Consider the following 11,611-nt stretch of genomic DNA (forward strand, 5'->3'; position numbering starts at 1 on the left):
GGCTTCAGCGCCGAACGCGGCGACTCGGGCTTCAGCGCCGAACGCGGCGACTCGCTCAACGTCGTCAACAGCCTCTTCGCCGCCGACACCGAAACCCCCGAGCTGCCGCTGTGGCGCCAGCCCGAGAACGTCGAGATCGCCAAGTCCTCGATCAAGTACCTGCTGCTCGGCCTGTTCGCCCTCTACCTGTGGCTGGCCGTGCTGCGGCCGCTGCTGCGCAAGCACCTGCAGCCGGCCTCGGCCTCGGCGGCAGCGGCYGCGGCGGGCATGGACAGCGAACCGGCCGAGGGCGAAACCGCCGAACAGCAGGCGCAGGCCCGCGAACAGCAGGAACAACGCAAGCGCCGGCACGAGGCCAACCTGCAGTACGCGCAGGAGATGGCGGCCAAGGAGCCGGCCATGGTGGCCATGCTGATCAAACACTGGACGGAAAAAAATGGTGGATGAAGGCACGCGCAAAAGCGCCATTCTGTTGATGTCGCTCGGCGAGGCCGGCGCCGGCAGCGTGCTGCAGCACCTGCCGCAGCACGTGGTCCACACCCTGGGCAAGGCCATGGCCGGGCTGGCGCAGGTCAGGCGCGACGAGGTCGGCGAGGTGCTGCGCGAATTCCGCGAGGAAACCGAGCAGTACTCGGCCACCCACGTCGATGCCGGCAGCTACCTGCGCGCCGTGCTCAACAAGGCCCTGGGCAACACCCGCGCGGCCGACCTGCTGGAAAGCATTTCCCAGCCCGACAGCTCGACCAGCGGCATTGACCGGCTGAACCAGCTCGAGGCCACCGAGGTCGTTGAGTTGATCCGCGACGAGCACCCGCAGATCATCGCCACCCTGCTGGTGCACCTGGACCGCGACAAGGCCGCCGACGTGCTCGAACAACTGCCCGAGCGCGTGCGCCACGACGCCGTGCTGCGCGTGGCCACCTTCGGCGGCGTGCAGCCGGCCGCCCTCAAGGAACTGACCGACGTGCTCACCGACATGCTGTCCGGCGAAGGCGTCAAACGCAGCCGCCTGGGTGGCATACGCGCGGCCGCCGAGATCGTCAACATGATGAGCAGCGCGCAGGAGGAAAGCGTCATCAAGCATGTGCGCGAGCACGACGAGGCGCTGGCGCAGAAGATGATCGACGAGATGTTCCTGTTCGAGAACCTGCTCGAGCTCGAGGACCGCAGCGTGCAGCTGCTGCTCAAGGAAGTGGAATCGGAGTCGCTCATCATCGCGCTCAAGGGCGCGCCGCTGGAGCTGCGCGAGAAATTCCTCAAGAACATGTCGCAACGCGCCGCCGAGATGCTGCGCGAGGACATCGAAATGCGCGGCCCGGTGCGCGTCTCGCAGGTCGAGAACGAGCAGAAGGGCATCCTGCAGATCGTGCGCCGCCTGGCGGATGCTGGCGAGATCGTGCTCGGCGGCCCGGGGAACGACTCCTATGTATAACCGGCCCCCTCTTACATCTCTCACGCATCTGCCGCCACGCGCCGCCGCGGACAGGCCGGCCACCGAACCGCCCTACGCGCGCCGGGCCAACGGCACGAAGGAAGCGCTCACCGCATGGGAGCGCTGGGAGATGACGGCCATCGCGCAGGAATCCGATGCGGCACCGGCGCCGGCCCCCGAGCCCAAACCGGCGCCCGTGGTCGCGCCGCTCAAGCCCGAGGTGCTGATCAACGACGTCGAGCTGGCCCAGCTGCGCCTGCAGGCCCTGCAGGCCGGCGAGGCCGAAGGCTTTCGCCAGGGCTACGACCGCGGCCAGGCGCAAGGCCGCGACCAGGCCATGGCCGAAGTCCATGCGGAAGCCGCGCAGCTGCGCGCGCTGGCCCTGGCGCTGCCGGCCGCGCTGCGCGGCGCCGAGAACGAAATTTCCGAAAACCTGCTGGCCCTGGCGCTGGACATCGCGCGCCAGGTGCTGGGCCAGGCCTTGGCGCTGGACACCGGCGCCATCCTGCCCGTGGTGCGCGATCTGCTGCAGGCCGAGCCGGCCCTCAGCGGCTCGCCGCAGCTGGTGCTGCACCCCGACGACGCGGCGCTGGTGCGCCAGCACCTGGCCGAAGACCTGCAGGCCGCCGGCTGGCGCATACGCAGCGACGCCGCCTGCCAGCGCGGCGGCTGCCGCGTGCTGGCGGCCAGCGGCGAACAGGACGCCAGCCTGCCGGGCCGCTGGGAACGCGTCACCGCGGCCCTGGTGAAAACCGCCATGCACACGCCGGTGGCAATCCATGTCTGAACTGCCCGTCGCAGCCGCTGCTCCTGCCGCTCCGGCCGCCGCGCCGCTGCGCGCCTGGCACGGTGCGCTCGACGAGGCGCGCGCCTCGGTGGCGCAAAGCGTGCCGGTGCGCAGCTACGGCCGGCTCACGCGCGCCGTCGGCCTGGTGCTCGAAKCCGTCGGGCTGCGCCTGCCGGTCGGTAGCGACTGCCTGATCGAGCTGCCGCCCGGTTACCCGCAAAAAACCGCCGAGGGCGAAGTCGTCGGCTTCGCCGGCGACCGCATCTTCCTGATGCCGCAAAGCGAGGTCGACGGCCTGCTGCCCGGCGCCCGCGTCTATGCGCTGGAGTCGCCCGCCGGCCATGCCGGCGGCCTGGGCCCGCGCACCAAACGGCTGCCGGTGGGCGCCGGCATGCTGGGCCGCGTGGTCGACGCCGCCGGCCGGCCGCTGGACGGCCGCGGCCCGCTCGATTTCTCACGCGAGGTTCCGCTGGCCGCCAAGCCCATCAACCCGCTGACCCGCGCGCCCATCGACAGCGTGCTCGACGTCGGCGTGCGCGCCATCAACGCACTGCTGACCGTCGGGCGCGGCCAGCGCATGGGCCTGTTCGCCGGCTCCGGCGTCGGCAAGAGCGTGCTGCTGGGCATGATGGCGCGCTACACCAGCGCCGACGTCATCGTCGTCGGCCTGATCGGCGAGCGCGGCCGCGAGGTCAAGGACTTCATCGAGAACACCCTGGGCGAGGAAGGCATGGCGCGCGCCGTGCTGGTGGCCGCACCGGCCGACACCTCGCCGCTGCTGCGCCTGCAGGGCGCGGCCTATGCCACCTGCCTGGCCGAATACTTCCGCGACGAAGGCAAGAACGTGCTGCTGATCATGGACTCGCTGACACGCTACGCCATGGCGCAGCGCGAGATCGCGCTGGCCGTGGGCGAGCCGCCCGCTACCAAAGGCTACCCGCCCTCGGTCTTCGCCAAGCTGCCCGCGCTGGTGGAGCGCGCCGGCAACGGCGCGCGCGACGCCGAAGGCCGCGGCGGCTCCATCACCGCCTTCTACACCGTGCTCGCCGAAGGCGACGACCAGCAAGACCCGATCGCCGACTCGGCGCGCGCCATCCTCGACGGCCACGTGGTGCTGTCGCGCAGCCTGGCCGAGTCCGGCCACTACCCGGCCATCGACATCGAAGCCTCCATCAGCCGCGCCATGACGGCGCTGATCACGCCCGAACAGTTCCAGGCCGTGCGCAGCTTCAAGCAGGCCTTGTCGCRCTACCAGCGCAACCGCGACCTGATCAGCGTCGGCGCCTATGCGCCCGGCCACGACGCGCAGCTGGACCAGGCCATCGCCCTGTACCCGCGGGTAGAAGCCTTTCTGCAGCAGACCATGGAAGAACGCGTGAGCCACGCCGACGCCACGGCCCAGCTCAACGCGATCTTCCAGGCCTGAGCCCCGTCCTGATTTTTTCATTCGCCACCTAAACCCAAATCCAGGAATCCCGTCATGCCCAACAAGCTACCGCTCGCCACGCTGATCGAACTGGCGCAGAACAAGACCGACGAAGCCACGCGCCGCCTCGGCCAGCTGCAGACCGCGCACACCAGCGCGGCCGAAAAACTCGAGATGCTGCAGCGCTACCGCCAGGAATACCTGGACCAGCTGCAGGTGCAGATGGGCGCGGGCGTGCCTGCCGCGCAGCTGCGCAACTTCCGCAACTTCATCGCCACGCTGGATGCCGCCATCGAACAGCAGCGCGCCGTCACCGTGCAGGCCGACACGCGGCTGGCCACCGGCCGCGGCGACTGGCAGAACAGCCAGCGCCGCCTCAACTCCTTCGACACCCTGGCCGGCCGCGTGCGCCTGCAGGAAATGGCCGTGCAGAACAGGCGCGAGCAGCGCGACAGCGACGAACGCAGCGCGCGCCAGTTCTATATGCGCGCCAGCCTGCAGGGCCACTGAATAGATAGACCCGCGAGAAACAGCCATGTCCCTGCTCCCCCCTACCCTCTCCACCCCGGCGCCAACCGGCAACGCATCCTCGGCTTCTTCCACAGCGTCCAGCCGCGGTGATGAAGCCGCCCAGGGCGAGAGCGAAAGTTTTGGCGACGTGCTGTCGCGCTCGCTCGCGGCCTCCGGTGAAGCGCCTGCCAAGGCCGGCGGCAAACCCGCCGCGTCCACGCCCCTCAAGCGCATCGCCGACGACAAAAAATCCGACACGCCCGAAACGGTCAACACCGCGGCGCTGCTGTTTGTGCCACTGGAAACACGCATCGCCAAGGCGGCGGGCGCCGATGGCGGCACTGCCGCTGCCGCCGGCGGCGCGGCCACTTCCTTGACGGCCACGGCCGCGGCGCAAGCCTCGACCGCCGCCGCACCGGCAAACACCGCCGCGGCGGCAAACGATGCCAGCTTGGGCGGCGACAGCGAAGCCGCCGCGCCGCAAGCCCTGCTGGCTTCCGGCCTGCCGGTTGCACCCGCCACACCGGGCAAAGGCCGGGAGCTTCAGTCCACCGCCCCTGCCTCCGCAAACGACGAAGCCGCCCTGGACCTTCCCGCCGCCAAAGCCATGGCGCCCGTCGCCGCATCGGATGCCGGCCAGGCAACGCAATTTTCAGCGCGCGACGAGCGGCCCGGCGATGAGGCCCGCGAGGCGCTTGGCGCCGACACGCGCGCCGAACAAAAGCCCGGTGCAAGCAAGGCACCCGCGATGGCGGCGGCCAAGGATGCGGCCGACCCGGCAACTACCAACATCACCGCAGCCCCGGCCGCCGCCGTCCAGGCCGCCGCAACCGATTCACCGTCCGCCACAGGCTTCACTGTCGCCGCGGCCGCCGCCCCGGCGCACGGCCACGCCCCGGCTCCGAGCCAGCCCGCGGCGCCCATCCCAAGTCAGGCAGCCCTCACCCCCGAAGTCGGCAGCGGTGAATGGGGCCAGGCCCTGGGCCGGCAGATGCTGCATATGGGCAAGGCCGGCGAACAGGTGGCCGAGCTCCAGCTGAATCCGCCGGGCCTGGGGCCGCTGAAGGTCACGCTCAGCATGAACGACAACCAGGTCCAGGCGCTGTTTGTGTCCGCGCATGCCTCGGTGCGCGCCGCCGTCGAAGCCGCGCTGCCGCAATTGCGCGGCACGCTGGCCGACAACGGCATCAGCCTGGGCGACACCTCGGTCAACTCCGGCAGCCAGCAGCAGCAGCCCGCCTTCGCCCAGGGCCAGGACGGCCGGCCCGGCCAGCCCGGCGCGCAGAACCAGCGCACCCAGCCCGGCTACCAGGCGGCCGATGCGGCGGTACCGGCCCCCACGGCCGCAGCGCCAGCCCACCCGCGCGGCAAGGTGGACACCTACGCCTGAGCACACGCGCCCGGCAAATGCCGAAGTTGAAGCGTTTTCCCCCTGCTGCTCCGGCGATGCACGGCCGGTGTTTTACCCAACAATCGATTGACCAACCCAAACCCACACCGCCATGGCTACCAGCACACTCCCAGCGAAGACCCTCACCTCGCGTCAGCCCTCGCCCAAACTCATCGCCCTGTTGATCGCCCTGTCGGTCCTGGCCGCCGCCGCGGCCGCGGGCGCCACCTGGTACCTCAGCAACCAGCGCAATGCCGAGGCCGCACCCGCCGCCACCTTGCCGGCCGCGCCGCTCTTCGTGGCGCTGGAGCCCATGACCGTCAACCTGCAGCCGGGCGGCCGCAGCCGCTTCCTGCATGCGGCCGTCACCCTGAAGGTGCCCGACGCCAAATCCCAGGCCCTGGTCACCCAGTACCTGCCCGAAGTGCGCAGCCGGCTGCTCACGGTGCTGTCCAACCGCGCCTCCGACGCGCTGATCACGCCCGAGGAAAAAGCCAAGCTGGCCGCCGAAATCATGGCGGCGCTGAACCAGCCCCTGGTGCCCAACCTGCCCTCGCTGAAGATCTCCAGCGTGATGTTCACCACTTTCATGCTGCAGTAAGCATCGCCTGCACCTATTCGCCATAACGACGCCCAATGAAATCCGCCCATGGCTTATGAACAGCAGCTCTCGCAGGACGAGGTAGATGCGCTGCTGCAGGGCGTCACCGGCGACGCCGGCGCGGCCAGCCCGAAGCCGCCCGTACCCGCGGGCCCGCCGACCTACAACCTCGGCACGGACGAGCGCATCGTGCGCGGCCGCATGCACACGCTCGAGGTCATCAACGAGCGTTTCGCGCGCCACCTGCGCGGCGCGCTGCTGACCTTCATGCGGCGCAGCGCCGACATCTCGGTGGGCGCGGTGCAGATCCAGAAATACGGCGACTTCATACGCCACCTGCCGGTGCCGGCCAACATCAACATGATGCACATGAAGCCGCTGCGCGGCACGGCGCTGTTCGTGTTCGACCCCAAGCTGGTGTTCCTGGTCGTCGACAACCTGTTCGGCAGCGACGGCCGCTACCACGTGCGCATCGAGGGCCGCGACTTCACGCAGACCGAGCAGCGCATCATCAAGCGCCTGCTCAACCTCACGCTGGAGAGCTACGGCGGCGCCTGGCAACCGGTGTATCCGCTCGAGTTCGAATACGTGCGCGCCGAGATGCACGCCAAGCTGGCCAACATCGTCGCACCCAACGAGGTGGTCATCAACACCACCTTCCAGATCGAGTTCGGCCCCATAGGCGGGGCGCTCAACGTCTGCATCCCCTATTCCATGATCGAGCCGATACGCGACCTGCTGTCGAATCCGCTGCAGGACGAGATCGAGATCGACAAGCGCTGGGTCAAGCAGCTCTCGCAGCAGGTGCAGAGCGCCGAGGTCGAGCTGCGCGCCCACTTCCTGACCCTGCAGTCGAGCATAGGCCAGCTGCTCAGGCTGCAGGCCGGCGACGTGCTGCCCGTCGAGATCCCGGACACCATCATCGGCAAGGTCAACGGCGTGCCCGTCATGGAATGCGGCTACGGCACCTCCAACAACCACTATGCCCTGCGTGTGGAAAAAATGATCCACCACCAGGACAGCGACTCCAGCAAGGGAAAAGACCATGAGTGAAGACAGCAAAGAGCAGCCGGCGGCCGACGCCGACGACTGGGGCAGCGCGCTCGCCGAGCAGGCGCAGTCCAGCGCCGCCGCCGCGCCGCCTCCTCCACCGCCGCCCGCATCCCCGCCGCCTTCCACCGCGGCCGGCGAGCGCGTGTTCCAGCCGCTGCAGGGCAACGCCGCCTTCGAGATCGCGCGCGGCGATATAGACCGCGTGCTCGACGTGCCCGTGCAGCTGACCACCGAGCTCGGCCGCACCCGCATCACCATCAAAAGCCTGCTGCAGCTGTCCCAGGGTTCGGTCGTCGAGCTCGACGGCCTGGCCGGCCAGCCCATGGACGTCTTCATCAACGGCTACCTGATCGCGCAGGGCGAGGTGGTGGTCGTCAACGACAAGTTCGGCATACGCCTGACCGACATCATCACGCCGTCGGAACGCATGCAGAAGCTGAACCGATGAAGCCTGTGTTTCGCACCGTGGTCCGCGGGCTAGTCGCGCTGCTGCTGGCCGGCCTCTGCCTGTCGGCCGGCGCGGTGCTGCCCACCGTGCCCGCGGCCGCCGCCGAACCCGTGCGCGCCTCCTTCGGCGCCGCCGGCCTGCTGCAGGCCGGCCTGGGCCTGGCCTTTGTGGTGGCGATGATTTTTGGCTGCGCCTGGCTGGCGCGGCGCTTCGGCCTGCAGGCCGGTGGCAGCGGCCGCCTGCTCAAGGTCGTCTCCAGCGCCATGGTCGGCCAGCGCGAACGTGTGGTCGTCGTCGAGGTCGGCGGCCAGTGGCTGGTGCTGGGCGTGGCGGCCGGCCAGGTGCGCGCGCTGCACACCATGCCCGCGCAAAACCTGCCCGGCAACCTCCCTGACAGCGACGCGGTGCCCGCGCCCCAGCGCTTCACCGGCCCCGGCAGCGCATTCTCAAACCGGCTGCTCGAATCGCTGAACAGGCTCAAGAAACGCGACTGAGATGAAGAACAAGCTTGCCAGCCTGCGCGCCGGCGCGGCCCTGCTGCTGCCCGCGTTTATCGTGGTCACCCTCATGCTGCTGCCCGAGGCCGCATCGGCCCAGGGCCTGCCCGGCATCACCAGCACCAAAGGCCCGGGCGGCAGCCAGACCTGGTCGCTCAGCGTGCAGACCCTGGTGCTGCTGACCTCGCTGTCGTTTTTGCCGGCGCTGCTGCTGTCCATGACCAGCTTCACGCGCATCCTGATCGTGCTGGGCCTGCTGCGCACCGCCATCGGCACGCAGTCTTCGCCGCCCAACCAGGTGCTGGTCGGGCTCTCGCTGTTTTTGACTTTTTTTGTAATGTCGCCGGTTTTCGACAAAGTGCACGCCACAGCCTACAAACCTTTTTCCGAGAACAAGATCAGCGCCGAGCAGGCCCTGGAGCGCGGCGTCGAGCCCTTCAAGCAGTTCATGCTCAAGCAGACCCGCGAAGCCGACCTGGCCCTGTTCGCCAGGCTCGCCAATATCGAGAAGCTCGACGGGCCCGAAGACGTCAGCCTGCGCATCCTGCTGCCCTCCTTTGTGATCAGCGAACTCAAGACCGCCTTCCAGATCGGCTTCACCATCTTCATCCCTTTCCTCATCGTCGACCTCGTCGTCGCCAGCGTGCTGATGTCCATGGGCATGATGATGGTGCCCCCGGCCACCATCTCCCTGCCCTTCAAGCTCATGCTGTTTGTGCTGGTCGACGGCTGGCAGCTGCTGATAGGCGCGCTGGCGCAGAGCTTTTATCTCTAGCGACACCAAGGAATACACACATGACTCCCGAATCCGTCATGGCGCTGGGCTATGAGGCCATGAAGCTCTCATTGCTGCTGGGCGCGCCGCTGCTGCTGGTGGCCCTGGTCACCGGCCTGCTGATCAGCCTGTTCCAGGCCGCGACGCAGATCAACGAGATGACGCTGTCCTTTATCCCCAAGCTGCTGGCCGTCTTCGCCACGCTGGTGATCGCCGGGCCCTGGATGCTGGGCACCGTGCTCGACTACATGCGCAACCTGTTCTCGTCGATTCCGCAGATCGTCGGCTGAGGGCTGGGCGCACCTCGGGCAAAAAGCCATGCAGCCGGTTTTTTCGGTCACCTCCGGCCAGCTCAACCTCTGGCTGGTGTTTTTCCTGTGGCCTTTTGTGCGCATGCTGGCCCTCATCAGCACCGCGCCCATCTTCAGCGAAGCCGCCGTGCCGCGCAGGACCAAAGTCGGCCTGGCCATGCTGCTGGCCATCGTGGTCGCGCCCACGCTGGGCACGCCCCCGGCTGTGCCCCTGGTCTCCGCCGCCGGCTTCTGGATCCTGGTCCAGCWAATCCTGATAGGCGCGGCCATGGGTTTCTCCATGCGCCTGGTCTTCGCGGCCGTGCAGGCTGCCGGTGAATACGCCGGCCTGCAAATGGGCCTCTCATTCGCGTCCTTCTTCGACCCCACCAGCGGCGGCAACACCATGGTCATTGCCCGCCTGCTCAACGTCATGGCCATGCTGATTTTTCTCGCGGTCGACGGCCACTTGATGCTGGTCATGGTGCTGGCCGAAAGCTTCCAGGCCCTGCCCATCTCCGACGCACCGCTGGCGGCCAGCGGCTGGTTCCTGCTGGCCAACGCCGGCGGCGAGATCTTCGCCGGCGGCCTCATGCTGGCCCTGCCCCTGATCGCCACCCTGCTCACGCTCAACCTCGCCATGGGCATCCTGAACCGCGTCTCGCCGCAGTTCAGCATTTTTGCGGTCGGCTTCCCCATCACCCTGCTGGCCGGCATCGCCATGCTGCAGCTGCTGATGCAATACCTTGCGCCTTTCCTGGAGCCGCGTTTCGCCGCGGCGTTTGCGGGGACGATGGGGGTTTTGCAGGGTTTGCGGCAGTAGCAGTGTCCGCAGGCACAGACCAGGTTTTCACCGACCGGTCTCGATAAATCCCACAAACAATGACCGCGCGCGGACAATCCGCGCTGGTCTCCCTCGCACGCTCACATACCCTTCAGCCTCGCCACCAAAAGCTCGGCCCAGCACGCGGCGGGCAGCCACTGGCACAGCCAAAGCACCTCCCCACACACGTGATCGCCATGGGCCTTGCCCCACGGGCAAAGCGGCGGGGGTTTTCCGGGGAACGGGGGAGTCATGAGGACACACACCAGCAAGGGGAAACACGCCACACGCGCCCGGCGGGCATGGCTCGCGAATGCYGGCTGGCTCAGCATGGGCCTGCTCCTGCCGGACGTCAGCCGGGCGGCCGGGCCAACCGCCAGGAAACCCGCCACAAAAGCCGCACCCAAAAGCCACTACCTGGTCTCGGCCATCCTGCGCGAAGGCGTGCAGGACTTCACCTTCAGGCTGGTCCACTCCATGCAGTCGGCCACCAGCGTCGACGAAGCCATAGGCATCTTCACGCGCCTGGCACTCGAGAAATACCCGGGCTATGCGGTCGCACAAACCACGGTGACCGACATCGTCCTGCCGCCCGGCGCATGCACCCAGGGCAAGCCGGGCACCTTCCCTGGCCGGCCAGAGGGTGCGTGTGGCTGTCCGCTACACCGATGGCTTCGGAATCACAGAGAACTTCGTCACAGCTGCCACCGCAGCGGTCAATCACATGATCGGCACGGTCGGCGTCGACACACTGGCCGGCAGCGCAGGCGCTGACCGGCTCGAAGGCCTGGCTGGCGACGACGGTTATACGGTCAACAACGCTGGTGACGTGGTGGTGGAAAACGCCAACGAGGGCTTCGACACCGTCAGCAGTTCGGTGGACTACACACTCACAGCCAACGTCGAGAGCCTCTCACTGACCGGAACGGCGGCTCTCAAGGGCACGGGGAATGCCCTGAACAACGTACTCGTCGGCAATGGCGCGGCCAACGTACTGCAAGGCGGCTGGGGCAATGACACGCTCTCGGGCGGCGCGGGCGACGATGTGATGGACAGGGCGACGCCAGAGCCGATCAAGGTGGTTCTTCTCACCGGTAGCTTGACGGCAAAGCTCGTTACCGGCGACCAGGTGATAAGTGAAGTTCCCATGTCRGGCAGTTGGGCACCTTCGGGCCATGTGGGCCAGACCCTGCAGATTTTGGGGTCATCTTCTGTGGACAAGGTTTATGTGACGGCCGGCAGTAGCGTGGATGCCACGAGTCTGGGTGGAGGTGTTGACGAAATCTACCTGACGGGCCGCCTGGGCGACTATACGGCYRCGTACTCGGGCAACACGATCACGCTGACGCGCCAAAGCGGACTGCCTGCCGGACAGGCAGAGGTGGTCAAGYTCAGCGGCGGCACGGCTGTCCAGCTCGACAACCTGTATTTCAGCGACGGATTTGTTAAAACCAACGCCTTTTTCAATTCCTTGAAGGCGAACACTGCGGTGGTGTTGGACACCAGCCAGCGCACGGATGCTTCCGTCGCCCCGGCGATCTTCAGCGAAGGAGCCGATGTCATGGCCGGCGGCCTGGGT

At 67.9% G+C, this 11,611-nt stretch carries 14 protein-coding genes and 1 pseudogene; all 15 read left to right on the forward strand.

Annotation, left to right across the window (positions count from 1 at the left end):
• A pseudogene (locus AC1D0P_RS14110) lies at nucleotides 1–447 on the forward strand (flagellar basal-body MS-ring/collar protein FliF); the annotation flags it as partial.
• A complete protein-coding gene (gene fliG, locus AC1D0P_RS14115; RefSeq protein WP_477677315.1) occupies nucleotides 437–1,432 on the forward strand; it encodes a flagellar motor switch protein FliG in 996 nt (331 codons plus the stop codon). The pseudogene AC1D0P_RS14110 and the gene fliG, both read left to right, overlap by 11 nt.
• Complete coding sequence (locus tag AC1D0P_RS14120; RefSeq protein ID WP_477677316.1) at nucleotides 1,425–2,219, forward strand: flagellar assembly protein FliH; 795 nt, start codon at nucleotides 1,425–1,427, stop codon at nucleotides 2,217–2,219. Before fliG ends, AC1D0P_RS14120 begins: the two co-directional genes overlap by 8 nt.
• Entirely contained in the window at nucleotides 2,212–3,645 is a 1,434-nt protein-coding gene (gene fliI, locus AC1D0P_RS14125; RefSeq protein ID WP_477677317.1) for a flagellar protein export ATPase FliI, read from the forward strand. The genes AC1D0P_RS14120 and fliI overlap by 8 nt, the downstream gene beginning before the upstream one ends.
• 54 nt (nucleotides 3,646–3,699) lie before the next feature.
• Nucleotides 3,700–4,155 carry a flagellar export protein FliJ gene (gene fliJ, locus AC1D0P_RS14130; protein WP_477677318.1) on the forward strand — a complete coding sequence of 152 codons (456 nt, stop codon included), beginning with the start codon at nucleotides 3,700–3,702 and terminating at the stop codon, nucleotides 4,153–4,155.
• 25 nt (nucleotides 4,156–4,180) lie between these two features.
• The gene (locus AC1D0P_RS14135) at nucleotides 4,181–5,545 is read left to right on the forward strand and encodes a flagellar hook-length control protein FliK (RefSeq protein WP_477677319.1); all 1,365 of its coding nucleotides are present in this window, start codon (nucleotides 4,181–4,183) and stop codon (nucleotides 5,543–5,545) included.
• A 112-nt stretch (nucleotides 5,546–5,657) separates the two neighbouring features.
• Entirely contained in the window at nucleotides 5,658–6,146 is a 489-nt protein-coding gene (fliL, locus tag AC1D0P_RS14140) for a flagellar basal body-associated protein FliL (protein ID WP_477677320.1), read from the forward strand.
• A 48-nt stretch (nucleotides 6,147–6,194) separates the two neighbouring features.
• Nucleotides 6,195–7,199, forward strand: coding sequence for a flagellar motor switch protein FliM (fliM, locus tag AC1D0P_RS14145; RefSeq protein WP_477677321.1), 1,005 nt, complete (start codon nucleotides 6,195–6,197; stop codon nucleotides 7,197–7,199).
• A complete protein-coding gene (gene fliN / locus AC1D0P_RS14150) occupies nucleotides 7,192–7,647 on the forward strand; it encodes a flagellar motor switch protein FliN (protein WP_477677322.1) in 456 nt (151 codons plus the stop codon). Before fliM ends, fliN begins: the two co-directional genes overlap by 8 nt.
• Nucleotides 7,644–8,141: a flagellar biosynthetic protein FliO gene (fliO, locus tag AC1D0P_RS14155; protein WP_477677323.1), complete on the forward strand. Its 498-nt coding sequence runs from the start codon at nucleotides 7,644–7,646 to the stop codon at nucleotides 8,139–8,141. Before fliN ends, fliO begins: the two co-directional genes overlap by 4 nt.
• 73 nt (nucleotides 8,142–8,214) lie before the next feature.
• On the forward strand, nucleotides 8,215–8,919 hold the full coding sequence (fliP, locus tag AC1D0P_RS14160; RefSeq protein WP_477677327.1) for a flagellar type III secretion system pore protein FliP: 705 nt from the start codon (nucleotides 8,215–8,217) through the stop codon (nucleotides 8,917–8,919).
• Between the two features lie 20 nt (nucleotides 8,920–8,939).
• On the forward strand, nucleotides 8,940–9,209 hold the full coding sequence (fliQ, locus tag AC1D0P_RS14165) for a flagellar biosynthesis protein FliQ (RefSeq protein WP_477652273.1): 270 nt from the start codon (nucleotides 8,940–8,942) through the stop codon (nucleotides 9,207–9,209).
• Nucleotides 9,210–9,237: 28 nt separating this feature from the next.
• Complete coding sequence (fliR, locus tag AC1D0P_RS14170; protein WP_477677324.1) at nucleotides 9,238–10,032, forward strand: flagellar biosynthetic protein FliR; 795 nt, start codon at nucleotides 9,238–9,240, stop codon at nucleotides 10,030–10,032.
• A gap of 252 nt (nucleotides 10,033–10,284) precedes the next feature.
• Nucleotides 10,285–10,806 (forward strand): hypothetical protein, encoded by a 522-nt coding sequence (locus tag AC1D0P_RS14175; RefSeq protein WP_477677325.1) that lies wholly within the window; start codon nucleotides 10,285–10,287, stop codon nucleotides 10,804–10,806.
• Nucleotides 10,757–11,611: calcium-binding protein (locus AC1D0P_RS14180; protein ID WP_477677326.1), on the forward strand; the 855-nt coding region annotated here is incomplete at its 3' end. The genes AC1D0P_RS14175 and AC1D0P_RS14180, both read left to right, overlap by 50 nt.

The organism is Polaromonas sp. P1_G2 (assembly GCF_056405515.1).

Coding starts and splice junctions, on each gene's coding strand:
- fliG (WP_477677315.1), top strand. CDS start 437: ATGGTGGATGAAGGCACGCGCAAAAGCGCCATTCTGTTGATGTCGCTC.
- AC1D0P_RS14120 (WP_477677316.1), top strand. CDS start 1,425: ATGTATAACCGGCCCCCTCTTACATCTCTCACGCATCTGCCGCCACGC.
- fliJ (WP_477677318.1), top strand. CDS start 3,700: ATGCCCAACAAGCTACCGCTCGCCACGCTGATCGAACTGGCGCAGAAC.
- AC1D0P_RS14135 (WP_477677319.1), top strand. CDS start 4,181: ATGTCCCTGCTCCCCCCTACCCTCTCCACCCCGGCGCCAACCGGCAAC.
- fliL (WP_477677320.1), top strand. CDS start 5,658: ATGGCTACCAGCACACTCCCAGCGAAGACCCTCACCTCGCGTCAGCCC.
- fliM (WP_477677321.1), top strand. CDS start 6,195: ATGGCTTATGAACAGCAGCTCTCGCAGGACGAGGTAGATGCGCTGCTG.
- fliN (WP_477677322.1), top strand. CDS start 7,192: ATGAGTGAAGACAGCAAAGAGCAGCCGGCGGCCGACGCCGACGACTGG.
- fliO (WP_477677323.1), top strand. CDS start 7,644: ATGAAGCCTGTGTTTCGCACCGTGGTCCGCGGGCTAGTCGCGCTGCTG.
- fliP (WP_477677327.1), top strand. CDS start 8,215: ATGCTGCTGCCCGAGGCCGCATCGGCCCAGGGCCTGCCCGGCATCACC.
- fliQ (WP_477652273.1), top strand. CDS start 8,940: ATGACTCCCGAATCCGTCATGGCGCTGGGCTATGAGGCCATGAAGCTC.